Consider the following 25,107-nt stretch of genomic DNA (forward strand, 5'->3'; position numbering starts at 1 on the left):
GGCCGAGGGCCGGCAGTCCATGAAGGACTTCAAGTCCGACCAGGAAGTGCGCTGGTGCCCCGGCTGCGGCGACTACGCGATCCTCGCCGCCGTTCAGGGCTTCATGCCCGAGCTCGGCCTGGCCAGGGAGAACATCGTCTTCGTCTCCGGCATCGGCTGCTCCTCCCGCTTCCCGTACTACATGAACACCTACGGGATGCACTCCATCCACGGCCGCGCCCCCGCCATCGCCACCGGCCTCGCCTCCTCCCGCCGCGACCTGTCCGTCTGGGTCGTCACCGGCGACGGCGACGCGTTGTCCATCGGCGGCAACCACCTCATCCACGCCCTGCGCCGCAACGTCAACCTCAAGATCCTCCTCTTCAACAACCGGATCTACGGCCTCACCAAGGGCCAGTACTCCCCCACCTCCGAAGTCGGCAAGATCACCAAGTCGACCCCCATGGGCTCCCTGGACGCCCCCTTCAACCCCGTGTCGCTCGCGATCGGCGCCGAAGCCTCCTTCGTCGCCCGCACCGTCGACTCCGACCGCAAACACCTCACCGAGGTCCTGCGCCAGGCCGCCGCCCACCCCGGCACCGCACTCATCGAGATCTACCAGAACTGCAACATCTTCAACGACGGCGCCTTCGACGCCCTCAAGGACAAGCAGCAGGCCCAGGACGCCGTGATCCGCCTGGAACACGGACAGCCGATCCGCTTCGGCACCGACGGATCGAAGGGCGTCGTCCGCGACCGGGACACCGGCGACCTCAAGGTCGTCACCGTCACCGCGGACAACGAGGCCGACGTCCTCGTCCACGACGCCCACTCCCCCTCCCCCACCACCGCCTTCGCCCTCTCCCGCCTCGCCGACCCCGACACCCTGCACAACACCCCGATCGGCGTCTTCCGCTCCGTCGACCGCCCCGTCTACGACGTCCAGATGGCCGACCAGCTCGACACCGCCATCGAACAGAACGGCAAGGGCGACCTCGCCGCCCTCCTCGCCGGCGGCGACACCTGGACCGTCGCCACCGCTTAAAAACCGCGAGACCGGTTTGTTAAATGCCGGTTCTCTCCCGGTCCACATGTCCCCCGTTTCCCTGTCACCTGCCCGAGGAGGACCGATGAGCGCCCCCACCGCCCTCGTCCAGCAGCACGGTCTCGCCTGGCTCGAAGCCGTCGTGGGCGACGGCTTCGCCCGGTCGCTTCAGGAAGGCCTCCATCGTTCGGCCTACGGCCGGGCGAGGCGGACCGGCGGGGACTGCGACGCCCCGGTCCGGCTGGAATCGGTGCCCGCGGTGCGTGACCACGGCGACCTGGTGTGGCGGGAGCGGCGGCTGCTGGCCCGCACCGTGCACGACGAGCTGGGGACCGCCCTGTCGACCGCCGCCCGCAGGATCGAGCAGCACGCCGCGGAGCCGGCGGCGTGCTCCCACCTGGATGCGGCCCGCGAGGCGCTCCAGCAGGCCATCGACATCACCCGGCGGCTCACCGGCGGCCTCCACGCGCAGACCGTGCTGCCGCCGCTGGTCGAAGCGCTGGAGGAGTTCGCGGACACCGTCGGGCCGGGCACGGCGAAGGTGCGGTTCCGGGCGACCGGGGACGAGCGGCTGCTGGCCGACGTCTGCCGCAGGGAGCTGTTCCTGGCGGCCCGCGAGGCCCTGCACAACGCGCTTCGCCACGCGGGCGCCCGCCAGGTGACGGTGACGCTCCGCTTCACCCGGCGCTGGGCGCACCTCGGCGTCGTCGACGACGGGGCGGGCTTCGACACCGCGGCGGTCCTGGCGGCGGGCCACCGCGCGCCGGGCCTGCGGTCGATGGCGGACCGGGTGGAGGACCTGGGCGGCCGCCTCACGGTGGAGAGCACACCCGGCGAGGGCACCCGCGTCGACGTCCACCTGCCCCTGCGGCCGCACCCATGACGGGACGCGCACGGCGGAAGGGGCCCCGCACGGGACGGCGGGGCCCCGGGTGTGCCGTCCGGCGGACCGTGCGGCGCACGCGTCACGCGATGCGCCCTTCCCGACAACCTGAAGCGTGCGTGGGCGCCCCCTGCACAGGGGCGCCCACGCACACCGGGAGTTTCAGGCACGCGACGAGGACGCTCATCGCGGCGCCCGTCCGGCCGGGTCCGTCAGGCGAACGCCGCGGCGTGGTCGGCCGCCCAGTCCCGGAAGGTCCTGGCCGGCCGGCCCATGAGGTGGCGCACCGTCGGCAGGACGGTGGCCTTGGCGCCGGCCCGCTGCCGCTCCGCGCTGGCGAGGAACGCCTCGGCCACGGGGCGCGGGTGGCGCCGCAGCAGCCGCTCCTCGGCCTCGCCCCGGGTGAGCTCCACGAAACGCAGCGGGCGTCCGACGACCTCCGCGAGCTGGGCGGTCTGCTCGGCCGCGCTGATGGCCTCGGGTCCGGACAGGGCGTACGACCGGCCCTCGTGCCTGCCGGGTTCCGTCAGGGCGCGGACCGCGACGCACGCGATGTCGCGCGGGTCGACGCAGGCGACACGGGAGGTGCCGTACAGGGCTCGGACGACGCCTTCCGTGCGGATGCCGTGGGCCCAGGACAGCGTGTTGGACATGAAGGTGCGGGCGCGCAGGAACGTCCAGTCGAGTCCGGAGTCGCGGATGACGGCCTCGTTGCACCGCTGGGTACGGGTGATGAGGTCGTCGGCACCGGATTCGGTGACGGCGAGCATCGACAGCTTGACCACGTGCCGCACACCGGCCTCGCGCGCCGCCTGTACGAAGCGTGCGTCGTCCGGATCGGTGACGCTGTTGGTCACCAGGAAGGCGGCGCGGACGCCGCGCAGGGCCTGGTCGAGGGAGGCGTGGTCGGCGTAGTCGGCGCGGACGGTCTCGACTCCGGGTCCCGTGACGCTCACCCGCCCGGGGTCCCGGGCGAGGATGCGCACGGCCGGCTCCCCGCGCAGGAGGTGGGCGACCTCTCGGCCGACCGGGCCCGTCGCCCCGGTCACGAGGATCATGACTCTCCTTCCGGGGTGCGGTCAGGGCGCGGGGACGGTTCCGGACAGGGTGGCGGTGAAGACGCTCTCGGCGTCCTGCTGTCCGGTGACGCGGACGGTGGTGGTGCCGGGGCGGGTGTCGGTGAGCACCGTGGCCCTGATCCAGCAGGGGCGGTCGAACTCGGCGTACCGGTCGAAGCGGGTGACGCCGGCGGTGGGGACGAACCGTTCGCCGGCGGTGGCGGCGCAGGCGGCCTGGCGGGCGGCCTCCAGCAGGAGCATGCCGGGCACGTGGTCCTTGGGTCCCTGGAAGAGGGTGCCGTGGGAGGTGTCCACGCGCAGTTCCCAGAGGTTGTCGTGGGGCGTGGAGGACAGCAGGACGTCCTCGGTGCGGGTGCGGCCGGCCAGGGCCGTGGGCAGCGGCCTGGAGGTGGCCCGCCAGGCGCGGGGCTGGGCGTGCTCGCCGCGCATCCGCCGGTAGACGGACGGGGCTATGAAGCGGGTCAGGCCGGTGCCGGTGGCGACGAGCCGGCCGTCGCGGCGGACGAGCCAGTCGACCCGGCCCCGCACGAGGCTGGTGCCGCGCCAGGCGAGATCGGAGCAGATGGTCTCGATGTCCAGTTCGGCCGGTTCACCCCCGGCCCCGAGGTGTTCGGGGTAGCAGACGTGGTCCAGGCCGGACATCAGGAAGTGGTGGCCGACCGGGACGCCGTACCCGGCGTGGAAGACGAGCATGGCGGACTGCCGCATCGTCTCCATGAGGAGCAGCGGATCGTGCCGGTCTCCGTGCACGGGCGCGAAGAACGGGTGGTCGTGGGGCAGTCGTGCGGTGACCGAGAACCGGTTCTCGTCCGTGCGCGTCCAACTGTCCGCGAAGGCGTCTCCTGGTTGCGTCCGGTGGACCAGCTCCAGGGGAACCGGCAGGCCGGTTCTGGTCTGCGGCCTGGTGGCTACGGCTGGTCGCGGCAAAACGATTTCTGGATACATGGGTCCCCCCGGGCACATGGCGAGCGAACTGATCGGTGGTGCGCGCGCACTGATAAGATACAGACTAGGCGGTTTTTTTTCTAGGGTGACCAGTCCGGACCGGATGTGGTCGCCGAGCGAGATGCAATGACTGAGGAGGCAGGCGTGGCCAAGCAGGACCGCGCGATCCGCACCCGCCAGACGATCCTGGAGGCCGCAGCGGTCGTCTTCGAACGGCAGGGGTACCAGGCGGCGACCATCACCGAGATCCTCAAGGTGGCCGGCGTGACCAAGGGCGCTCTCTACTTCCACTTCGAGTCCAAGGAGGAGCTGGCCCTGGGCGTGTTCGACGCGCAGGAGCCGCCGGAACAGGTGCCCCCGCAGCCCCTGAAGCTCCAAGAGCTGGTCGACACGGGCCTGTGGTTCATCCACCGGCTGCGCACCAACCTGCTGACGCGGGCGGGGGTACGGCTCTCCATGGACCAGCAGGCGCACACCCTCGACCGGCGCGGACCGTTCCTGCGGTGGAGGGAGATGCTGCTGAGTCTGCTGGACCAGGCCCGGGAGAACGGCGAACTGCTGCCGCACGTGGACACCTCCGAGTCGGCGGACCTGATCATGGGCGCCTTCACCGGCATCCAGATGGTGTCGCAGACCCTCAGCGACTACGCGGACCTGGAGGAGCGCTACATCTCCATGCAGCGCCACGTCCTGCCCAGCCTGGCGGTGCCCTCGGTGCTCGCCGCGCTGGACCTGTCACCGGGCCGCACCGAGCGCATCACGGCCGAACTGGCCGCCGTGCAGGACTGATCCACGCGTACGACCGCGGGGGCGGACCCGCACGCGCGAGCCACCCGGTCCCCTCCCCCGTTCCCCTCGACCCGAGCCCGCCCCGGCCCCGTTCCCCCACGGCGCCACCCGGCGGGCCTCGTCACTTCCGTGGCAGCGGCGGGGCGATCACGAGCCGTGGCACGTCCTGCTGCCCCGCTCCCGCACCCCGGCCATGCCGTCCTGCCCGCCCGCGGCGACAGGGCCGCGTCTCCGCGCCGATCGCCGCGCAGCCCCTGGCGGCACGCTGCCATGACCGTCCGCGCGCCTCACCGCGGGGGCGGCCGCGCGTTCACGCCCACGGCAGCCGCGCCCGCACCTCGAAGCCGCCGTCGGCCGTGGGACCGTGCGTCAGCGTGCCGCCCGCCAGCGTGGCACGCTCGGACAGGCCGATCAGGCCCTGCCCGGAACCGGGGACGCGCGGCGCCTCGCCCTCGGGCGCCGTGTTGCGCACGGTCACGGCGAGGCCGTCGCCGGGGCCTCCGGCGACCGACACCGTGACCTCCGTACCGGGCGCGTGCTTGCGGGCGTTGGTCAGGGCCTCCTGGGCGATGCGGTAGGCGGTGCGCCCCACGGAGGCGGGCACGGCGGCGGGGTCGGCGACCCGACCGGCGAGGGTGACCTTCATACCGGCCTCGCGGGACTCGGCGACGAGCTCGTCGAGGGCCGCGAGCGTCGGCTGGGGGCGGCCCGCGTCGTCGGCGTCGGCCGCCCGCAGCACGCCGATGATCTCCCGCAGGTCCTGCAGCGCCTCGTGCGCGCTCTCCCGGATGACGCCCGCGGCCCGCGCCACCTCCTCGCGGGAGGCGTCGGGCCGGAACTCCAGGGCGCCCGCGTGGACGCTCAGCAGCGTCAGCCGGTGCGCCAGGACGTCGTGCATCTCGCGGGCGATGGCCTCACGGGCGAGCCGCTGCGCCTGCTCGGCCCGCAGCCGTGCCTCCGCCTCCGCGTGCCGGGCCCGGTCGCGCAGGCTCAGCAGGAGCTGCCGTTTGGCCCGGACGAGCATCCCCCAGCCGGCGACCGTGGCGGTCAGCAGCACGCCGAAGAGGGCCGCGCCGAGGTACGGCACCCCGGGCTCCGGGCGCAGCCAGTAGTAGACCGCCTGCACCGCCGCGCACGCGCCGCCCACCCAGGCCACGTACCGGAAGGGCCGGTGCACGGCGAGGGTGAAGAGGGAGACCAGGACGGCGCCGCCCGCGGTGCCCGAGACGAGCCCGGCCGGCACCATCGCCACCGCCAGGCCGACCGGCCACCGGCGCCTGAGCCAGACGGCGGCGCAGGCGAGGGCACCGATCAGCTGGTCGACGGCCTCCACGGCCTTCGGGAGGTCCGGCTCCTGCTCGAGCGTGTCCATGGCGAGGATGCCGACGAGCACGGCGAGCAGGAAGCAGCCGAAGTCGACGATCCAGTCGCGTGCCGTACGCCGTGGCCTGCGCCCCGACGGTTCCGCGGCCGGGTCGAGCCCCTCGATCACCGCCGACGGCAGCATCCAGCGCCGCTCCGGGAAGGGCGGGGTCGTCCGCACCGGCCTGTACTCACTCACAATCGACAAATCTACGCAGCGCCCGCCGCGGTCGGCGCCGCGAGCGCCGGATCACCGACCAAAGTCGCACGGCCCGAGACTTTCGGCGGGCGGACCGGCCGGAAGGGGCGCCTTCCGTCGGGCCGGTCTCGCCCCGCGGCCGATGTGGGTGGGGGGTCCGCGGGGCGAGAGTCTGTGTCATGAAGCAGTTGCTGGAGATCCTGGGAATCATCGCGATCGTGCAGGGCGTGGCGGGCCTGGTGCACGAGTTCACCGACTGGAACTGGGGCCTGGTCCAGCGGATCGGCCTCCTCGACGGGTACGAGATCTACGCGAGCATCGCACTGCTCGTGCTGGGCGGCGCCCTGTTCGCCGCCGCCGAGAGCCGGAAGCCCGGGTCCGGCTGATCGCCGGCCGCCGGGCCCCGGTTCCGAAGGCCGGGCCCGCGGGCCCGTCAGCAGCCGTAGTCGACGAGGTCGAACGAGGCGTAGTGGTCGGCCGTGTAGTAGTCCTCCTGGTACTGCTCACCGGTCACGATGCGGCGCGCGCCGCGGGTCGGGGAGCCGGGCGTGATGACCGTGTACTCGTGGTAGTAGCCGGCGGACCGGCTCGGCAGGATGCCTTCCCGGTTCTGGAAGACAGTCCCGTCCTGCTCGTACGGGAAGGGGCCGCCCTGCTCGATCAGGTCGAGCGTGTCGTGCGCCTGCGGGGGCAGGTCGCTGTAGCAGATGTCGCCGACCGCGGTGGCGGCGGCACCTGCCGGGGTCGCGGAGACGGTGCCGCCGACGAGCAGGGCGGACAGGACTGCGGCTGCGGCGCCGGTCCGAGCGGCGCGTGGGGGGAATCGCATGACCTCATGATGACGCGCGTAGACGATGGCATGTCAATGACAAGACCGTGGATTTTCCCGGGAAGTCCCGTGTGTTTTCGGCGAGTTGACCTGCCGCCCGGCCCCGGTCCCCCGGCACGCGCCCGAGCGGCACGGCGTGGCGCGGCTACGCGTTCTCCGGGAGGTCGTAGGAGCCGTACTCGGGGCGGCCGGCCAGGTCGTACGAGTGGATGGACACGCCCGCGGCCGTGACGCTCCCGGCGGTGTGCCGGAACGCGGTCGGCACGGTGCCCTCCGCGAACAGGCGGCGCCCGGCGCCCAGCACGACCGGGAAGGTCAGCAGGTGGACGGTGTCGACGAGGCCGAGCGCCAGCAGGGACCGGGCGAGGACACCGCTGCCGTGCACCTGGAGCTCGCCGTCGGTACGTTCCTTGAGCCCGGTGACCTCCTTGGCGAGGTCGCCGCCGATCACGGTGGTGCCCTCCCACCCGGCCCGGTCGAGGGTGGTCGACACCACGTACTTCGGCAGGCGGTTCAGCCTGGACGCGACGGGGTCGGCGGGATCGGTCACCTTCGGCCAGTACGACGCGAAGATCTCGTACGTCAGCCGGCCGAGGAGGAAGGCGCCGGACCGGTCGAAGACCGCGCCGATGAACCGGCCGAAGTCGTCGTCGCCGTAGGGCACGCTCCAGCCGCCCTGCTCGAAGCCGTCGCGGGTGTCCTCCTGCGGGCCGCCGGGTGCCTGGTGGACGCCGTCGAGGGTGACGAAGGAGGTGAGGACCAGCTTTCCCATGGCGGGTGCCTGCTTTCCGGTGCTCGGGGATCTGCCGTCATCAGCTCAGACCCCGCCGGCACCCGCAACTCATCGCCCGCGCGAACGCCGCCTCACGTCGACGTCCGATCGCCGCCAGCGCGGGGGGTGCGCGGACGCTGGGATGGACTCATGAACACGAACTCATGGACGGACAACTCTTCGGGAACCCTGGCCGGCCGGACGGCCCTGGTGACGGGCGGCAGCCGTGGCATCGGCGCGGCGACGGCACTCCGGCTCGCGCGGGAGGGCGCGGACGTGGCCCTCACCTACGTGAACGGCAAGGACGCGGCCGAGGACGTCGTACGGGCCGTCGGGGCGCTGGGGCGCCGGGCGGTCGCGCTGCGGGCGGACTCCGCCGACGCCGAGGAGGCGGCCGGGGTCGTGGAGCACGCGGCCCAGGCGCTCGGGGGCGGACTCGACGTGCTGGTGAACAACGTGGGCGTGGGGCTGCTGGGACCGCTGGAGGGGCTGTCGCTCGCCGATGTCGACCGGGTCCTCGCCGTGAACGTCCGCGGGGTCTTCCTGACCTCCCAGGCGGCCGCGGCGCGCATGGCGGAGGGCGGCCGGATCATCACCGTCGGCACCTGCATGACCCAGCGTGTGCCCGGCCCCGGCGGCACGCTGTACGCGATGAGCAAGTCGGCGCTCATCGGGCTGACGAAGGCCCTGGCGAGGGAGCTGGGTCCGCGGGGGATCACGGCGAACATCGTCCACCCCGGGCCGATCGACACCGACATGAACCCGGCGGACGGTCCCTACGCGCACGGCCAGGCGGCCATGACCGCGCTGGGACGGTTCGGCACGGTGGAGGAGGTGGCGTCGACGGTCGCGTACCTGGCGGCGGCGACGTATGTCACGGGGGCGGAGTTCTCGGTGGACGGGGGTCACGCGGCGTAACTCAGCCTGCGGGCAGTCGTGCCGCTTGGGGCGGCACGGGTGGGCGCAGGCGGCACCCCGTCAGCGCCGGGCAGCGCGCCCACCCCCACCCAGCACAGACGCCCGGGCGCAGGGCTGCCCGCCGGCTACGCAAGGTGCGCAGGCTCTGCACACTGCGCGCGGGGCGCACCGGTGCTGTCCGGCCGGTGCGCCCCGCGGGTCCTGGTGGATCAGCCGCCCAGTTCCTGGTGGCGGGCGGCCAGGTGGGCCGCGCCGTCCTCCGTCAGGGAACCGAACAGGCGCAGGCGGGAGATGCCGCCGTCGGGGAAGATGTCCACGCGCGCGTGAGTGCCGACGGCCGGCTCGGGCAGCACGAAGCGGTGGTTGGTGTCGGGCTGGAGCCGGGTGCGCGGCAGGACCTCGCGCCACTCGCCGTCCTCGCCGTCCTTCACGGACAGCGACGCCCAGCCGGCCGAGTTGCCCTTCAGGTAGGCGGTGTCGATCTCGATCGCGCGGATCTGGGAGCGGTCGACCAGCCGGTAGCGGATCCAGTCGTTGCCCTGGTCGCGGCGGCGGCGGGTCTCCCAGCCGTCGTCCATCTTGCGGGAGCGGCCCGGCTGGATGGTGTTGGTGGCCGGCGAGTAGAAGAGGTTGGAGGCGTCCTCGACCTGGCCGCCGTTCTCCAGGGCGACCACGTCGAAGGTGCCGAGCGCGGCGAGCCACGCCGGGTCGGGGACGACCTCGCCGTACACCCGCAGGCGGGCGATGCCGCCGTCGGGGTGCTGGTTGAGGCGCAGGTGGGTGAAGCGCTGCTCGGTGGAGACGGCGAAGCCGTTGGCGGCGTGGCCGCCGACCGGCGTGCGCGGTACGAGGGTCGTCCACTTCACGTCGCCGGCGAGGAGTTCCTCGGGCGACGGGGAGCCCGGCACCGAGGCGCCCTCGATGGACACGGCCTGCGGGTAGTTGCCGCGGAAGTGGGCCGTGTCGACGACTATGCCGCGGATCACGCCGGGCGCGCCGAGCCGGATCAGGGCCCAGTCGTGGTCGTCCTCGGTGGGCCAGGGGTGCTCGGCCGAGGTGCCGCGGCGGCGGCGGGTCTCCCAGCCGTCCATGATCTTGCCCTTGTGCCCGAAGTGCTCGGGGTCGAACTCGGCGCGTTCGGGCACCAGCAGGTTCTCGCGCTGGGCGAAGAACTCGTCGTTGGCGGCGACGACACCGGCGCCGAGCCGCCGGTCGGCGAGGTTGGCGTACTGGGTGAAGGGCAGGTCCGCGGTGCGGTAGTCCGCGTACGGGTCACCGCCTCCGTAGGGGTTCGCGTCGCCGGTGAAGCTGGCCAACGAGGAGTTCTGCTGGGCCGTCACGGTGATCAGGTGTTCCTTTCGGGGTCGTTCGGGGCGATCTGGATTCAGGAGGTCCGGACGGTTCAGGTCCGGGAGAGGAGCTGTCCCTTCGGCTCGGTGAACGCGCCGTCCGCCACGATGCGCCGGCCGCGCAGCCAGGTGGACTTCACGACGCCGTACAGGGTCTTGCCCGCGTACGCGGTGACGCGGTTGCGGTGCTGGAGGGCGGCGGGGTCGACGGTGAACGTCTCGTCGGGGGCGAGGACGGCGAAGTCGGCGTCATGTCCCTCCGCGATGGCGCCCTTGCGGGTGTCGAGCCCCACGAGCCGTGCCGTGTTCGACGACATCCAGCGCACGACGTCCTCCAGTCCGTGGCCGCGCTTGCGGGCCTCGGTCCACACGGCGGACAGGCTCAGCTGGAGGCCGGAGATGCCGCCCCAGGCGGTGGCGAAGTCGTCCGTCTTGAGGTCGGCGGTGGAGGGAGAGTGGTCGGTGACGACGCAGTCGATGGTGCCGTCCGCCAGCGCCTGCCACAGCAGGTCCTGGTTGGCGGCCTCACGGATGGGCGGGCAGCACTTGAACTCGCTCGCACCGTCCGGGACTTCCTCGGCCGTGAGGGTGAGGTAGTGCGGACAGGTCTCCACCGTGACACGGACGCCGTCGGCCCTGGCCTCGGCGATCAGCGGCAGCGCGTCGCTGGAGGAGAGGTGGAGGATGTGCACGCGCGCGTCGAGGCGCTTGGCCTGCGCGATCAGGGCCGCGATGGCGGTGTCCTCGGCGTCGCGCGGGCGGCTGGCGAGGAAGTGGGCGTACTTGGGGCCGCCCTGCTGCGGGGCGGCGGCGAGGTGGTGCGGGTCCTCGGCGTGCACGATCAGCAGGCCGCCGAAGCCGGCGATCTCGGCGAGGGAGCGGGCGAGCTGCTCCTGGTCGAGGTGCGGGAACTCGTCCACGCCCGACGGCGACAGGAACGCCTTGAAACCGAAGACCCCGGCCTCGTGCAGCGGGCGCAGGTCGCCGACGTTGTCGGGCAGGGCGCCGCCCCAGAAGCCGACGTCGATGTGGGCCTTGTCGGCGGCGACCTTCTGCTTGGTGTGCAGGTGGTCGACCGTCGTGGTGGGCGGGAGCGAGTTGAGCGGCATGTCGACGAGGGTGGTGATGCCGCCGGCCGCCGCGGCGCGCGTGGCGGTCCAGAAGCCCTCCCACTCGGTGCGGCCCGGGTCGTTGACGTGCACGTGGGTGTCGACCAGGCCGGGCAGGACGACGTGGTCGCCGACGTCCTCCAGGCGGGCGCCGGCCGGGACGGGGGCGTCGTACGGCAGGACGGCCGTGATCCTCTCCCCGGACACCACGACGGACGCGGCACGCGTCCCCTCGGGAGTGATGACGCGCGTCGAGCGCAGCACCAGTTCAGCTTCGGACACCCGAACCCCTCTCTTGGCCGCCGTTCTGTTACCGGTTCACATCCGGGAAACGGGATCTACCGCCACGTAACGGATTTCAACGTTCTGTTGAAGGAGTCTTCACTCCCGGTTCCACGTCGTCAAGAGGCACCCTTTTCCGGGCATGCTCGACGACTCCGCTCTGGACGTTTCCACAAAGCGGAATTAGAATTCCAGCAAGCAGAACGTAGCTACGTACAAGCCAGGAGTCAACCGGCTGCCGGGTAGGCTTCTGCCCTCCCGCCAGCCCCGAAAGGAACGTGCCGTGCCGACGTCCAGCGCCAGCACCACCGACTCCGCCAGGTCCGCCACAGGTGGCGTCCAGTCCCTGGAGCGCGCCTTCGACCTGCTCGAACGGATGGCGGACGCGGGCGGCGAGGTCGGCCTGAGCGAGCTGTCCGCGAGCAGCGGACTGCCCCTGCCCACCATCCACCGCCTGATGCGCACGCTCGTGGCCTGCGGATACGTACGCCAGCAGCCCAACCGCCGCTATGCGCTCGGCCCGCGCCTGATCCGCCTCGGCGAGTCGGCGTCCCGGCTGCTGGGCACGTGGGCACGTCCCCATCTCGCCCGCCTGGTCGAGGAGACCGGCGAGACGGCGAACATGGCGCTGCTCGACGGCGACGAGATCGTGTACGTGGCGCAGGTGCCGTCCAAGCACTCGATGCGCATGTTCACCGAGGTCGGCCGGCGCGTCCTGCCGCACTCCACGGGTGTGGGCAAGGCGCTGCTCGCCGGCTTCCCGCCGGAGGAGGTGCGGGCCCTGCTGAACCGCACCGGCATGCCGGCCGCGACCGAGAAGACGATCACGACGCCGGACGGGTTCCTCGCCGCGCTGGAGGACGTGCGGCGCCAGGGGTACGCGATCGACGACAACGAGCAGGAGATCGGTGTCCGCTGCCTGGCCGTCTCCGTGCCCAACTCCCCCACCGCCGCGGCCATCTCGATCTCGGGCCCGGCCGGCCGGGTCACGGAGGCCGCGACCGACAAGATCGTGCCGGTGCTGCAGCAGGTGGCGGCGGAGCTCTCGGAGGCGCTGCTGGCCTCGGGCGGCAGCCCGGCCGCCTGAGCCGGCCGCCCAGGCACCCTCGCCCCCCGGACCCGCGCTTCACGCACCCGCGGCCCCCGGCCCCCTGCGGCCGGGGGCCGCGGTCGTGGCGGGCCGGTCCGTCACCGGCGCGGCGGATCGCCGAAGAGCTCCACGGCGTGCCGGACGTCCGAAAGCCCTCGCGACAGGGCGCTGACGGAGCCGATCGCACCGGCGATCAGCAGCAGGGAGCGGTACAGCCGCGGCGCCTCGGGGACACCGTGGGCCGTCATCGCGGCGAGGTCGGCCAGTTCTTCTTCGGCGACGGCCCGGTCGGGGAAGTCCGCGGGCAGCACGGCGAGCTGCCGGCGTAACCGCGACACCGCGATGCGCAGTGCCGCCACCCTCACGTCCTCCACGTCCTCGTCGCCGACGGTCACGCGCGTCTGCCCCGAGCTCCGCAACACAGCCCTCCCCCTCGCACCCCGTTGTGCGCCCCTGCGCGGTTGAACGTGCCGAGCGCCCGCGAACGCCGGCCGGGCGCCGGAACGCGGGCAAGTTAACGCCACCGGTGCCGCGCGCGCCACTGCGAGGACCGAAATTCAGTCCCCGGAGAACCCGGCGCACGCCGGAGCCTTCCGACGGCCGTTCGGGTATGCAGGACGCATGACGGACTACGAAGACCAGGTCGCCGGGCTGCTGCTGGCGGCGGGGGGCGGGCGGCGGCTCGGCGGACGCCCCAAGGCCCTGCTCGGACACCGCGGACGCCCGCTCGTCGAGCACGCGGTCGGCACGCTCCGCGCGGCGGGCCTCACCCGCGTGCACGTGGTGCTGGGGGCGCGGGCGGAGGACGTACGGGCCCGGGCGGCGCTCGACGGGTGCGTCCTGGTGGACAACCCCGGCTGGGAGGAGGGCATGGGGTCGTCGCTGCGCGCCGGGCTCCGCTCGCTCGCCGGCACGGGGGCGCGGGCCGCGCTGGTCTCACTGGTGGACCAGCCCGGTATCGGCGCGGAGGCGGTGACGCGGGTGCGGGCCGGGTACCGGGACGAGACGTCGCTGGTGGCGGCCGCCTACGACGGCGTGCGCGGGCATCCCGTCCTGTTCGGGGCCGCCCACTGGGCGGGCATCGCCGCGACTGCGACCGGCGACCGGGGGGCACGCGCCTATCTGGAGGACCACCGTGCGGCGATCACGCTCGTCGAGTGCGGGGACGTGGCCCGGCCGTACGACATCGACACCGAGGCCGACCTGTTCCACCTTGAGTGAAGGGCGTGGCACCGAGCGCCACCTTCCCTCGACTCAGAGAATCTCGACATCAACAAACCATTGAAGTTCCACGATGAGGAAACTACTATCCACTGACCAGAAGCACCCGACCGCACAGCGGGTGTGACTTCTCCCCGTTCGTGCCCGTTGGCACCCGGTGCCACCGCTGAAGGAAGTGACAGCTCATGTCCGCACCAGCGCCGTCCCCGCTGGCCATCGTCGACGCCGAGCCCCTGCCGCGGCAGGAGGAGGTCCTCACCGATGCGGCGCTCGCCTTCGTGGCCGAGCTGCACCGGCGGTTCACGCCCCGGCGTGACGAGCTCCTCGCCCGCCGTGCCGAGCGCCGCGCCGAGATCGCCCGCACCTCCACGCTCGACTTCCTCCCGGAGACCGCCGCCATCCGCGCGGACGACTCCTGGAAGGTGGCCCCCGCCCCGGCCGCGCTGCAGGACCGCCGCGTCGAGATCACCGGCCCCACCGACCGCAAGATGACCATCAACGCCCTCAACTCGGGCGCGAAGGTCTGGCTCGCGGACTTCGAGGACGCCTCAGCGCCGACCTGGGAGAACGTCGTCCTCGGCCAGCTCAACCTGATCGACGCCTACACCCGCAGCATCGACTTCACCGACGAGCGCACCGGCAAGTCCTACGCCCTGCGCCCGAACGAGGAGCTGGCGACGGTCGTCATGCGCCCGCGCGGCTGGCACCTGGACGAGCGGCACCTGAAGCTGGGCGACACCCCGGTCCCCGGCGCCCTCGTCGACTTCGGCCTGTACTTCTTCCACAACGCCCAGCGCCTGCTCGACCTCGGCAAGGGCCCGTACTTCTACCTCCCCAAGACGGAGTCCCACCTGGAGGCCCGCCTCTGGAACGACGTCTTCGTCTTCGCGCAGGACTACGTCGGCATCCCGCAGGGCACCGTCCGCGCCACCGTCCTGATCGAGACGATCACGGCGGCGTACGAGATGGAGGAGATCCTGTACGAGCTGCGCGACCACGCCTCCGGACTGAACGCCGGCCGCTGGGACTACCTGTTCTCCATCGTCAAGAACTTCCGTGACGGCGGCGAGAAGTTCGTCCTGCCGGACCGCAACGCGGTCACGATGACGGCCCCGTTCATGCGCGCGTACACCGAACTGCTCGTCCGCACCTGCCACAAGCGCGGCGCGCACGCGATCGGCGGCATGGCGGCCTTCATCCCCTCCCGCCGGGACGCCGAGGTCAACAAGGTCGCCTTCGAGAAGGTCCGCGCCGACAAGGACCGCGAGGCCGGCGACGGCTTCGACGGCTCCTGGGTCGCCCACCCCGACCTGGTCCCGATCGCCATGGAGTCCTTCGACAAGGTCCTCGGCGACAAGCCGAACCAGAAGGACCGCCTGCGCGAGGACGTCGACGTCAAGGCGGCCGACCTGATCGCCATCGACTCCCTCGACGCCAAGCCGACGTACGCGGGCCTGGTCAACGCGGTCCAGGTCGGCATCCGCTACATCGAGGCGTGGCTGCGCGGCCTCGGCGCGGTCGCCATCTTCAACCTGATGGAGGACGCGGCCACCGCCGAGATCTCCCGCTCCCAGATCTGGCAGTGGATCAACGCCGGTGTCGTCCTCGACAACGGCGAGCGGGTCACCGCCGACCTCGCCCGCAAGGTCGCCGCCGAGGAGCTGGCGAACATCCGCGCCGAGATCGGCGACGAGGCGTTCGCGGCCGGCAACTGGCAGCAGGCCCACGACCTGCTGCTGACGGTCTCCCTCGACGAGGACTACGCCGACTTCCTCACCCTGCCGGCGTACGAGCAGCTCAAGGGCTGACACCGCGACACGCGCCCGCGCCCCCGGTACCGCACAGCACCGGGGGCGCGGGCGTGTGTCAGCCCAGGTGGACCGACCAGTCCTGCTCGGCGGCCGGCTTGCCGTGCAGGTCGGGGACCCGCTTGAGCCAGTCCGGCCGGCCCTGCTGGGTGCGCTCGGCGCGCCGGGCGTTCTCGGCGGCCAGCTCCTCACGGCTGGGGAAGTCGGTGGGCAGCCAGGTCGCGGACGACCGCGCGCGGGTCAGGAGGAAGTCCACATAGGCCCGGCGCACCTCGCCGGGCGTGTCGAAGCCGGGTTCGTCGGCCAGCCAGGCGTCCGGGACCTCGTCCGTGATCGCCCGCAGCAGTTCCTCGGTGACCTTGGGCCGCAGCTCGGCGTCGGCCGTGCGCACATCGGGCCCGTAGTGGCCGAGGGCGTGGTGCCGGAAGTCGTAGGCCTTCGTCGGGTCGGTGGTGCCCCAGCGGTGGTGGAAGACGAGCGCGGCGCCGTGGTCGATCAGCCACAGCTTCGGGGGTGCGACCCCGAGCGTCGGCCAGACCATCAGGTTGGAGCTGTGGACCGTGCGGTCGACGTTCACGGTGAGCGCGTCCAGCCAGACGATCCGGCCGGCCTCCAGCGGGTCGACGGGGAAGACCTGCGCGACCTGCGGGGTGAAGTCCCGCGCGTCCGGCAGCCAGTCCATGCCGAGGTTGACGCCCGCGCTGGCCGTGTGCAGCTCCCGGACCTCCTGGTGGGGCTCGTGGGCGGCGATCGCCGGATCGAAGTGGACCAGCACCAGCTCGGGGAAGCGCAGCCCCAGGGCGCGGGCCAGCTCCCCCACGATCACCTCGGCGACCAGCGCCTTGCGGCCCTGCGCGGAGCCGGTGAACTTCACGACGTAGGTGCCCAGGTCGTCGGCCTCGACGACCCCGGGGACGGAGCCGCCCGACCTCAGCGGGGTCACGTATCGAACAGCAGTCACGTCGCGCAGCACACCGGCCAGGGTAAGGCAGGCCCCGGCGCTCACGTCCCGCGCAGCGGGTTGGGCAGCGGGCGGTAGCGGGCGTCGGCGCCGTCCGCGCCCGTCCAGCGCAGGAGCAGGTTGGTCTTGCCGGGCAGCGTGGGCGAGGCGAGCAGGGCGGGGATCTCGGGCAGGTCGTGGCGGGCGAGTTCCCGGCGGGCGGCGGGCCACGGGGCGAATCCGGGGTGGTGCTCGGCCAGGGCGCCGGCGATCTCGTGCAGGTGGTTGACGATCAGGCAGTACACCAGCCGCTCCCAGCCGGCCGCCCGGGAGGTGTCCGGCAGCAGCTTGACGCCCTCGGCGTCCCGGAACAGGGCCTGCACGGGCGTGCCGGCGGCGTCCACGGCGACCAGGGTGTTCTGCAGGTGTGCCTCCAGGACGACGCCGTCGTCGGCGAAGGCGGTCAGGACGGGCGGTACGACGGCCGTGAGGTACGCCTCCCACCAGGCGGCCGGGTCGGCCGCGCGCTCCAGCGGGCTGCCCTCGAAGCCCTCCACGAGACCGGCGGCGAGCAGCGGGGTCGCGCCCGGCAGCAGGCGGTCGCGCAGTCCGTCGCGGACGACGACGGCCAGCTCCTCGAAGGCGAAGTCCGCGGTGCGGTAGCCGCGGTCCGCGAGCCAGGCCGCCGGGGGCCCGATCGCGGCGAACGCCTCGGCGACCGCGGTGTCGGTGCGGCGCAGTCGGAGCAGGTCGTGCCGCCACAGCCGGCGGACGTCGTTGGTGATGCGCACGTCGAGGCTGAACTTCAGGAACAGGTCGCGCTCGGGGGCGTACACCGTGCGGATCGCGGCCGTCGGCCAGACCGGGGCCCCGGTCGTGCCCAGCCGCAGCAGGCGGCCGTCGGCGAAGGCGGGGGCCAGGGCGTGGCCGGCCAGGTCGAGCTGCCAGGGGTGGGCGGGCAGCAGGCGGTGGCCGGGGGGAGCCTGGCCGAGGGCGTCCAGGGCGGAGGTGTCGCCCTCCTCGACGACGGCGTCCTCGCGCACGGCCAGCAGGGTCAGCGGGAAACGGGCGTGCGCCTCGGGCGCGTACGGCAGCCAGCCTGCGTGCGGGCCACCGCCGCGCGCCTTGGGGGCGGGGTGGTGGGTGTGGCCGGTGAGGAGCGACTGCTCGGACCGGAGATACGGGTCGACGGGCGGGGTCGCCCGGGCCCGGGCCGCCAGCAGGGCGGCCACCGCGTCCCGGCTGTCGGTCATCTCGGTGGGCAGTTCGTGATTGGACAGGCCGGTGTGCCGGCGCAGTACCTCGGCGACGAGTTTCACCAGCTCGGTGTGGCCGATCCGGTGCCAGCCGCCGGCCGCGTACACCTCCGGTTCGGCCGGTCGCCGCCCGGCGCGCACGCGCAGCAGCCGGCCGCCGCCGGGCAGCCGGTACACGGGCCGGTCGCCGGGTCCCGGCAGGGGTTCCGCGACCTCGCGCAGCAGGCAGTTCAGCAGCGGTACCGCCGCGAAGGCGTCGGCCCGCTCCGCGACGTCCTCCCCGGATGCGGGGTCGGCGCCGGTGGGCGGGGGCAGGAGATCCACGCGTTCCACTCGTTCCCTACGGTCTGTCCATGGGCGGGGACGATCAGTATGTCCGTCGTCGCCGCCCGGCCGTGACGTCCTACTCGTACCCGAGGAGCCCGCCGTGCACCGTCCCGACACCGCCGAGGCCGAGGTCGCCGAAGAGCTGGCGGCCGTGCGTCCCGGTCTCCTGCCCCGGTTCACGGCAGAGCTGCCGGGCGCCCGCGCGGCCGTGCTGTCCCGGCTGTGGCGTGCGCTCGCCCACGAGCCGCTGCCGTGGGTCACGGGCCGGGAGCCCGTCCGGGACGGACTGGTGCTGCGCCTGCGGGACGGGCGCCGGCTGGCCGGTCCGGCCGCCGACCCGTACAGCACGGCCGCGTACGTCACCGTCGTGACGCTCGACGAGGTGCCGTACGACGATCCGGCCCGGCTGGTGACGGACCTGGCCGTGGAGCACTCCGCGGAATTCGCCGCCGAACTGGGACACAGTGCGGCGTCCCTGGCGCTGTCGCGGGCGGGACAGGAGGATCACCCGGACGAGTGGCCGCGCAGCGACCGGGACTGGGAGCGGCGGGTGGTCGACGGGCATCCGTACCACCCCAACTGCCGCTCCCGTCCCGGGTTCTCGGTGGCGGAGCAGCTCGCCTACGCGCCCGAGCACGGGCCGGTGGTCGGGCTGGGGCTGGTGCCGGTCCCGGCCTCCGGGTGCCTGGTGTCGGGGACGTGGCCGCGGGAGCTGCGGGACGGGGCGCGGGTGCTGCTCCCGGTGCACCCGTGGCAGGCCGCGCACGTGCTCGGGCGGCCGTGCGAGGAGCGGATCGCCGCGCATCCGCTGATGCCCCTGCGGACGCTCGCCGTGCCCGGCGGGCCGCATGTCAAGACCTCGCTCAGTGCCCGGCTGACCTCCTCGGTGCGGGACATCTCGGTCGGCTCGGTCGCCGCGTCGGCGGTGCTGTCGGACTTCGGGCAGGCGCTGGCGGCGCGCACGGACGGACTGCTGCACATCACCCGCACCCTGGGGGCGGCCACCGCGGGCTCCCCCGACCTGGCCGCCGTACTGCGCGAGTCGCCGCAGGTGTACGCGGCGCCCGGCGAGTACGTCGTCCCGGTGGCGGCGCTGCCCACCACCGGTCTGCCCGCGTCGCCGGGGTGGACCGCCGGGTTCGCACGCCTCGCCCTGTCCGTGGGGCTGCGCCTGCTGGAGCTGGGCGTGGCCCTGGAGGCGCACGGCCAGAACCTGCTGGTGGTGCTGTCGCCGTCGGGCGCTCCGCTGCGCCTGGTCTACCGCGACCTGGCCGACATCCGCGTCAGCCCGGCACGCCTGGCCCGGCACGGGGTCGACGCCCCGGACCTGCCCGGACGGATACTCACCGACGACCCGGTGGCGCTGCGCCGCAAGCTGTTCGGCTCCCTGGTGGGCGGCGCGCTGGCGGCGACCGCGGGCTCGGGGGCGGCACTGCGCGCGGCGCTGGCGGACGCCGCGGGGGACCTGCCGCGCACGCCGGACGTCGTGGCACTGTGCGAGGAGCCGCTGCCGGTGAAGGCGCTGACGCTGATGCGGCTGACCCCGGACCGCCCGGGAGACCGGTGGACCGTACTGCCCAGCCCCTGGTCGGGCGGCATCCCGGGGCAGTGCTGAGTACCGGTCAGGTCACTGTCGGAAAAAGGTCTTTGGCCCGTGTGTCACCGCTCTACGGTGTAGCTGTGTGGGGTTCGCCGGACGCACGGGATGTGAGAACAGGACATGACTGACGTCGACAGCAGTGACGGCCTGATGACGCCGATCCGTCCCGAGCAGCTGGATCCGGGGGCGGTGATCGCGCAGTCGCTGGACAACCAGTGGGTTCCGGCGCAGCTCACGAAGGACATGATCGAGCAGGGCCGCTCCCTGGACCAGGTCGGCCGGGAGCGGGGCAAGGAGGTGCGCGCCGAGTACTTCCGCAGCCTGATCAACGCCAGTCAGGTCGTGATCAACCGGGCCTACTTCTACAACAACGACGCGATCAACCGCGACCTGGTGCAGGAGGGCGAGCCCCGCACGGCGCACCAGAGGCTCCTCGCCTCGGGGGCGATCGTGCCGTTCCTGCTCAACGAGCGGCACCCGGCCGAGGAGCCGCCCCCTCATCTGCACGTCCGGCGCGAGGGGTTCACGGCCTGGCAGGAGACGCTGGCGGGCATGCCGTCCGCCGACCGGGTGCGCTGTGTGCGCATGTCCTGGGGCGATCCGCTGGACGACCGGGAGAACCGGGAGCAGACCCGGACCCGGCTGTTCCAGCCGTTCACCGAGAAGGTCCAGGGGCTGACGGCCAAGCACTTCGACATCCTGGCCGCGCAGGTCGGCGTGGCCCCGGAGGACGCCGACCGGTTCGGGCGGCGGCTCGGCGAGGTGGTCGAGTTCAGCAACGGGCTCAGCGTCCGCAGACAGCCGGTGGTGCGCAACACCCTGTACGAGGAGTTCGTGTCCGTCCCCGGGACGAACGTCGCGGAGGGCCGCTACGACCGGAACAAGCCCTTCGCCGGGGAGATCAAGCAGCTGCTCGACCTGATCTACAACGTCAACCTCGCCGACGCCCTGGGCCGTTACCCGCTGACTCCGGTCGGCAGCCTGCGACGTGTCGTGCTGCAGGAGGCCCGGGAGGCGCGGGTGACGCCCGGCTTCGTCGAGGACCCGGAGCAGTTGCTGACGTTCCTGCGGCGGCAGGCCTTCTCCGTCGTCCAGGACCGTCTGACGCCGGCCGCGGTGGACGAGCTGGAACTGCAGGACATCTGGCGGCTGCGGCAGACCTCCGCCTGGAACGAGTACATAAGGGCGTTCGGCGCGCTGACCGCCGCCCCGGAGGACTTCCACGACTCCGTCGGCCGGGTCTTCGACCGCTACGTCCGTCTCAACGCGGAGATCCTCAGGCTCGCGCGGGAGCGCAGACAGGCCCGGCCGAACCCGTGGCGGCCGGTCGTCGAGGTCGTCGTCACGCTGGGCGCGGCCACCTTCACGGCCATCAGCGGGGAGGACGTGTGGGATGTGGCCGGGGCGCTCGCGCCGCTGGCGGTGACGGGGTCGGTGAGCGGTTCGGTGCAGCTGGTGCTGCGCAACCGGCGGGCCGGGCGGCAGGAGCAGAGGTTCGCGCGGGAGATGGCCGCCGTACGGCTGGCCGGTGAGCAAGAATGGCACCAGTTCCTCGACCTGGTGCGGCGCCTGCCCGGCTACCGGGAGGAGGTGGGCCCCGCCCCCCGCGGCACCGCCTCCGCCACCACCCAGGACAACGAGGACCCGGTCGAGTACTGACGTCCCCCGGGAGTATCCGTGCACTGCTTGCGAGACGGCCGATGAACCGGTACGACGCCCTGCGCCGGAGGGTTCCGGAGTGGTTCCGCAACGAGCCCGAGGGCATCGAGGTCCTCACCGATCCGGCGCTGGTCCGCAGGGCCCGGCGCCAGGTGACGGCGGCCCGGCAGGGGGCGCGCCGCCGAGGGCCGCTGGGTGCCCTGTGGGCCCGGCTGAGGACCGTGCTGCGGCCGGTTCCCGCCGGTGTGGTGTCGGCCAACCGCTACCTGTGGTACCTGCGTGATCCCGTGCGCTTCCCCGACGGGCGGCTGGGCCTGTACGACCGTCTGCTGCCGCCCCCGGGGTCCTCCCCGGGGGTGGTCGTGCTGCCGCTGCTGGGTCCCGCGGCCGGCGTCGTGCTGATCGAGCACTACCGGCACGCCACCCGGAGCAGGCACTGGGAGGTGGTCCGCGGCTTCGGGGACCCCGGCGCGAGCGGCGAGGAGAACGTCGCGCGGGAGCTGGGCGAGGAGATCTCCGCGAGCCCCGGTGAGGTGATCCCCCTCGGAGAGCTCCACCCCGACACCGGACTGTGCGGGCACAAGGTGGAGCTCTACGCCGCCCGCGTCGAGGCCGTCGGCGCCCCGGAGACGGGTGAGGCGATCCGGCGGACGGTGACGGTGACGCCGGCCGAGGCGGAGGCCATGGTGGCCGACGGGAGGATCACCGACGGCTTCACCGTCGCCGTGCTCTACCGGGCCCGGCTCGCGGGTCTGCTGGGCGCGGAGCCGGGGAACGGCGGACGACCCTGACGGTACGTCACGGTGGCCGCCGCCCCTCGTTTTGAAGCGGAACGGGTCCTGTCAATAGGATCCGCCGATGATCATAAGAAAACGGCTGGCGACCGGGCTGTGCGCCCTGCTCGCCGCGCTCTCGGCCGGGCTCGCGTTCCCGGACGGGGCGGTCGCCGACGAGACCACGGCCGACGTGCCGAAGGTGAACCTCGTTCTCGACGTCAGCGGTTCGATGCGGACCCGTGACATCGACGGCGGGACCCGGATGGCCGCGGCGAAGCAGGCGTTCAACGAGGTGCTGGACGCCACGCCCGAGGAGGTCCGCCTCGGGATCCGTACGCTGGGTGCGAACTACCCGGGCGACGACCGCAGGACGGGCTGCAAGGACACCGCCCAGCTCTACCCGGTCGGCCCCCTGGACCGCACCGAGGCCAAGACGGCCGTCGCCACCCTGACGCCCACCGGCTGGACGCCGATCGGCCCCGCGCTGCTGAAGGCCGCCGACGATCTCGACGGCGGGACCGGCTCCAAGCGGATCGTGCTGATCAGCGACGGCGAGGACACCTGCGCCCCGCTCGACCCGTGCGAGGTGGCCCGCGAGATCGCCGCCAAGGGCATCGGGCTCACCATCGACACCCTGGGTCTGGTGCCCAACGCCAAGATGCGGCAGCAGCTCAGCTGCATCGCCGAGGCCACCGGCGGCACGTACACGTCCGTGGAGCACACCGACGAACTCACCGACCGGGTGAACCAGTTGGTGGACCGGGCGGCCGACCCGGTGGTGACGCCGGTCGCCACCGAGGGCGCCGACGCGTGTGCGAAGGCGCCGACGCTGAAGTCGGGGCTCTACACCGACCGGGAGGAGTTCGGGCGGCAGCGCTGGTACCGCGTGGACGTGGAGCCCGGCCAGGAGCTGCGCGCCTCGGTGAGCGTGGCCGCCGACCGGGCCGTGAACCCCTCCTACGGGGTGCTGCTGCGGGCGGTCACGGTGCACGGCCGGGAGATCGTGCGCGGTGAGGCCGCGGAGAACGGCCGTACGGACGTGATCTCGACGGGCCTGCGGTACCCGAAGGCGGAGACCGACGAGGAGGACGCGCCGGCCGAGACCGTGTGCCTCCAGGTCACCAACTCCTTCTCCGTCGCCTCCGGGGTGAAGACCACGCCCGGTCTGCCGCTGGAGCTGACCGTCGACGTGGTGGACGGCCCGAGCCAGGCCGGTGACGTGGCCTCCTTCGGCCTCGGCCGCGGCTGGTGGCTGCTCGCCGCGCTCGTCGTCGCCGGCTTCCTCGCCGGTCTGCTGTGGGGCTGGCTGTCGCGCTGGCGGTTCGCGGTCTGGAGGACCAACTGATGCGTATCACACGGGTGATGAGCGCCGCGCTGCTCGCCCTCGGACTCGCCGCGGGCCCCGCGGCGGCCGACAGCTCGCCGGGCCCCTCGCAGGAGGGCTCCGCCCCCACGGAGGCGGGCACGTCCTTCCGTACGGCGACCGAGATCGAGCAGGGGCAGCAGGCCACGGCGAACGGCTCCGCGGGCGACTACCTGTACTGGTCGTTCCCGGCCGACGCGGGGCAGCGCCCCACCGTGAAGGCCACGGTGAAGCTGCCCGGCACGCACGCGGCGGAGACCTGGCGGATCGACGTGTACGACGGTCTGCGGCGCCGCCAGGCCTGCCAGTGGGGCGCGCAGACGCGCACCGCGGCGGCGAACGCGCCCTCCGTGGAGCTGGCCTGCGTCCTGCGCACGGTCCGCGCCTGGTCGGAGCCGTGGGCCAACGACCCGCTGCCGGGCACGTACTACATCCGGCTCACCGTCGTGGACCTGCCGACGTCCGACCTCGGCGTCCGCGTGGGCGCGGAGGTCCGGGTGGACTCCGAGGACATGGGCGGGGCGGCGGCCGTGGACGGCCGGCTGGCCGAACCGCTGGTGCCGGGCGCCGCGATGAACTCCGCGGCGGACGAGGACGAGTCCGGCACGTCCGCCGTGCTGTCCGCGATCGAGCCCGAGGACGGCTGGTCCTCCGGCTGGTGGTCCGACCGGTGGGTGTGGACGGGGATCGGCGGTGTGCTGGCCGCGCTCGCGGGGATCGCCGGTTACGCGCTGACCCGCGGGTCGGGCAGGCCGACGAGGGTGCCGCCGGGCGCCTGACGCCGTTTCGGAAGGCCCGCTCCGGCGGGCCTTTTGCCGTTCACGCCTCCCGCAACGCCTTGGCCGCCGTGCCGTCCCCGCTCACCTCGACGCGGCCGTCCCGCACGGCGTCCCGCAGACCCAGCTCCCCCCGGCTGACCGCGGCACACGCGCCGGCGTCCAGCACCAGCCGGGCGTCCGGCTCACCGGGGGCGGGCCCGTCGCCGTACACCGGGCCGTCCCCGGCGCCGGCGAAGAGATGGAAGGCGCCCTCCTCCAGCCGGACTTCGACGACGCCCTCCGCCACGCCGGCCTCCCGCAGGGCCCGCAGCAGGGGCAGCGCGAACCAGTGGGCCCGCACGGCGTCCGTGGGCCGCCGCTCGCCCAGCTCGCCCGCGCCCCACGCACCCAGCGCCTCCAGCACCGGCAGCAACTTCCGCCCGCGCCGGGTGAGTTCGTAGACGTAGGCCACCCCGGGCGGGGGCAGCCGGCGACGGGTCGTCAGTCCCTCGCGTTCCATGTCCTTCAGCCGCGAGGCGAGTACGTCCGTGCTGACGCCCGGCAGGTCGGCGTGCAGGTCCGTGTAGCGCCGCGGGCCGGCGAGGAGCTCGCGGACGATCAGCAGGGTCCAGCGGTCCCCGACGGCGTCGAGCGCACGGGCGGCGGAACAGTACTGGTCGTAGCTTCGGCGAGGTGACATGCGACGCAGTCTAGACATGTTGTTGGACTTTCCAAGCGCCAACTTGGTAAAACCAAGCAACACCAGATA

General features: G+C 73.1%; 24 protein-coding genes. 13 read left to right on the top strand and 11 right to left on the bottom strand.

Annotated features, from left to right (window positions below):
• Window positions 1–1,024, top strand: a 1,024-nt coding sequence (locus H0H10_RS23555; protein WP_188183078.1) for a 2-oxoacid:ferredoxin oxidoreductase subunit beta, incomplete at its 5' end; no start/stop codon positions are given.
• A gap of 85 nt (window positions 1,025–1,109) precedes the next feature.
• A complete protein-coding gene (locus tag H0H10_RS23560) occupies window positions 1,110–1,907 on the top strand; it encodes a sensor histidine kinase (RefSeq protein WP_188183079.1) in 798 nt (265 codons plus the stop codon).
• Window positions 1,908–2,119: 212 nt separating this feature from the next.
• On the opposite strand, the gene H0H10_RS23565 is transcribed toward H0H10_RS23560, so the two are convergent.
• Together H0H10_RS23565 and H0H10_RS23570 are read right to left on the bottom strand one after the other, a co-directional pair.
• A complete protein-coding gene (locus H0H10_RS23565; RefSeq protein ID WP_188183080.1) occupies window positions 2,120–2,965 on the bottom strand; it encodes an SDR family oxidoreductase in 846 nt (281 codons plus the stop codon).
• A gap of 21 nt (window positions 2,966–2,986) precedes the next feature.
• A complete protein-coding gene (locus H0H10_RS23570; protein ID WP_223180313.1) occupies window positions 2,987–3,913 on the bottom strand; it encodes a ScbA/BarX family gamma-butyrolactone biosynthesis protein in 927 nt (308 codons plus the stop codon).
• A gap of 162 nt (window positions 3,914–4,075) precedes the next feature.
• On the opposite strand from H0H10_RS23570, the gene H0H10_RS23575 reads away from it, so the two are divergent.
• Entirely contained in the window at window positions 4,076–4,720 is a 645-nt protein-coding gene (locus tag H0H10_RS23575; RefSeq protein ID WP_188183082.1) for a ScbR family autoregulator-binding transcription factor, read from the top strand.
• A gap of 310 nt (window positions 4,721–5,030) precedes the next feature.
• On the opposite strand, the gene H0H10_RS23580 is transcribed toward H0H10_RS23575, so the two are convergent.
• The gene (locus tag H0H10_RS23580; protein ID WP_188183130.1) at window positions 5,031–6,227 is read right to left on the bottom strand and encodes a sensor histidine kinase; all 1,197 of its coding nucleotides are present in this window, start codon (window positions 6,225–6,227) and stop codon (window positions 5,031–5,033) included.
• 233 nt (window positions 6,228–6,460) lie between these two features.
• Here H0H10_RS23580 and H0H10_RS23585 point away from each other — a divergent pair, with 233 nt between their 5' ends.
• Window positions 6,461–6,667 carry a hypothetical protein gene (locus H0H10_RS23585; protein WP_188183083.1) on the top strand — a complete coding sequence of 69 codons (207 nt, stop codon included), beginning with the start codon at window positions 6,461–6,463 and terminating at the stop codon, window positions 6,665–6,667.
• Window positions 6,668–6,714: 47 nt separating this feature from the next.
• On the opposite strand, the gene H0H10_RS23590 is transcribed toward H0H10_RS23585, so the two are convergent.
• Both H0H10_RS23590 and H0H10_RS23595 read right to left on the bottom strand, forming a co-directional pair.
• Window positions 6,715–7,110 (bottom strand): guanyl-specific ribonuclease, encoded by a 396-nt coding sequence (locus tag H0H10_RS23590; RefSeq protein ID WP_188183084.1) that lies wholly within the window; start codon window positions 7,108–7,110, stop codon window positions 6,715–6,717.
• A 145-nt stretch (window positions 7,111–7,255) separates the two neighbouring features.
• Window positions 7,256–7,882, bottom strand: a complete 627-nt coding sequence (locus H0H10_RS23595; protein WP_188183085.1) for a dihydrofolate reductase family protein — start codon at window positions 7,880–7,882, stop codon at window positions 7,256–7,258.
• 150 nt (window positions 7,883–8,032) lie between these two features.
• On the opposite strand from H0H10_RS23595, the gene H0H10_RS23600 reads away from it, so the two are divergent.
• A complete protein-coding gene (locus H0H10_RS23600; protein ID WP_188183086.1) occupies window positions 8,033–8,800 on the top strand; it encodes an SDR family NAD(P)-dependent oxidoreductase in 768 nt (255 codons plus the stop codon).
• A gap of 209 nt (window positions 8,801–9,009) precedes the next feature.
• Here the strand turns inward: H0H10_RS23600 and alc are convergent, their stop codons facing one another.
• Window positions 9,010–10,140: an allantoicase gene (alc, locus tag H0H10_RS23605; protein WP_188183087.1), complete on the bottom strand. Its 1,131-nt coding sequence runs from the start codon at window positions 10,138–10,140 to the stop codon at window positions 9,010–9,012.
• Window positions 10,141–10,202: 62 nt separating this feature from the next.
• The gene (gene allB, locus H0H10_RS23610; RefSeq protein WP_188183088.1) at window positions 10,203–11,540 is read right to left on the bottom strand and encodes an allantoinase AllB; all 1,338 of its coding nucleotides are present in this window, start codon (window positions 11,538–11,540) and stop codon (window positions 10,203–10,205) included.
• 283 nt (window positions 11,541–11,823) lie between these two features.
• Here allB and allR point away from each other — a divergent pair, with 283 nt between their 5' ends.
• Window positions 11,824–12,627, top strand: a complete 804-nt coding sequence (allR, locus tag H0H10_RS23615; RefSeq protein WP_188183089.1) for an allantoin degradation transcriptional regulator AllR — start codon at window positions 11,824–11,826, stop codon at window positions 12,625–12,627.
• A 101-nt stretch (window positions 12,628–12,728) separates the two neighbouring features.
• On the opposite strand, the gene H0H10_RS23620 is transcribed toward allR, so the two are convergent.
• Window positions 12,729–13,052 (bottom strand): DUF5955 family protein, encoded by a 324-nt coding sequence (locus H0H10_RS23620; protein ID WP_188183090.1) that lies wholly within the window; start codon window positions 13,050–13,052, stop codon window positions 12,729–12,731.
• 199 nt (window positions 13,053–13,251) lie between these two features.
• On the opposite strand from H0H10_RS23620, the gene H0H10_RS23625 reads away from it, so the two are divergent.
• Both H0H10_RS23625 and aceB read left to right on the top strand, forming a co-directional pair.
• Entirely contained in the window at window positions 13,252–13,851 is a 600-nt protein-coding gene (locus H0H10_RS23625) for a nucleotidyltransferase family protein (protein WP_188183091.1), read from the top strand.
• A 185-nt stretch (window positions 13,852–14,036) separates the two neighbouring features.
• On the top strand, window positions 14,037–15,659 hold the full coding sequence (aceB, locus tag H0H10_RS23630; RefSeq protein WP_188183092.1) for a malate synthase A: 1,623 nt from the start codon (window positions 14,037–14,039) through the stop codon (window positions 15,657–15,659).
• Window positions 15,660–15,717: 58 nt separating this feature from the next.
• On the opposite strand, the gene H0H10_RS23635 is transcribed toward aceB, so the two are convergent.
• Entirely contained in the window at window positions 15,718–16,632 is a 915-nt protein-coding gene (locus H0H10_RS23635; protein ID WP_188183093.1) for a HipA family kinase, read from the bottom strand.
• A gap of 29 nt (window positions 16,633–16,661) precedes the next feature.
• The gene (locus H0H10_RS23640; RefSeq protein WP_188183094.1) at window positions 16,662–18,188 is read right to left on the bottom strand and encodes an IucA/IucC family protein; all 1,527 of its coding nucleotides are present in this window, start codon (window positions 18,186–18,188) and stop codon (window positions 16,662–16,664) included.
• A 94-nt stretch (window positions 18,189–18,282) separates the two neighbouring features.
• Between H0H10_RS23640 and H0H10_RS23645 the strand changes: the two genes are divergently transcribed.
• The 5 genes from H0H10_RS23645 (at window position 18,283) to H0H10_RS23665 (ending at window position 24,359) form a co-directional block, all read left to right on the top strand.
• Complete coding sequence (locus tag H0H10_RS23645; RefSeq protein WP_188183095.1) at window positions 18,283–19,797, top strand: IucA/IucC family protein; 1,515 nt, start codon at window positions 18,283–18,285, stop codon at window positions 19,795–19,797.
• 105 nt (window positions 19,798–19,902) lie between these two features.
• Window positions 19,903–21,441, top strand: a complete 1,539-nt coding sequence (locus H0H10_RS23650) for a hypothetical protein (protein ID WP_188183096.1) — start codon at window positions 19,903–19,905, stop codon at window positions 21,439–21,441.
• Between the two features lie 41 nt (window positions 21,442–21,482).
• On the top strand, window positions 21,483–22,232 hold the full coding sequence (locus H0H10_RS23655) for an NUDIX hydrolase (RefSeq protein ID WP_188183097.1): 750 nt from the start codon (window positions 21,483–21,485) through the stop codon (window positions 22,230–22,232).
• A gap of 67 nt (window positions 22,233–22,299) precedes the next feature.
• The gene (locus tag H0H10_RS23660; protein ID WP_188183098.1) at window positions 22,300–23,562 is read left to right on the top strand and encodes a VWA domain-containing protein; all 1,263 of its coding nucleotides are present in this window, start codon (window positions 22,300–22,302) and stop codon (window positions 23,560–23,562) included.
• Window positions 23,562–24,359: a hypothetical protein gene (locus H0H10_RS23665; RefSeq protein ID WP_188183099.1), complete on the top strand. Its 798-nt coding sequence runs from the start codon at window positions 23,562–23,564 to the stop codon at window positions 24,357–24,359. The genes H0H10_RS23660 and H0H10_RS23665 overlap by 1 nt, the downstream gene beginning before the upstream one ends.
• Window positions 24,360–24,399: 40 nt before the next feature.
• Here H0H10_RS23665 and H0H10_RS23670 read toward each other — a convergent pair whose 3' ends face one another.
• Complete coding sequence (locus H0H10_RS23670; RefSeq protein WP_188183100.1) at window positions 24,400–25,038, bottom strand: winged helix-turn-helix transcriptional regulator; 639 nt, start codon at window positions 25,036–25,038, stop codon at window positions 24,400–24,402.
• Between the last annotated feature and the right edge of the window lie 69 nt (window positions 25,039–25,107).

Origin of the sequence: Streptomyces griseicoloratus (assembly GCF_014534645.1) — a bacterium.
Lineage (GTDB): Bacteria > Actinomycetota > Actinomycetes > Streptomycetales > Streptomycetaceae > Streptomyces > Streptomyces griseicoloratus.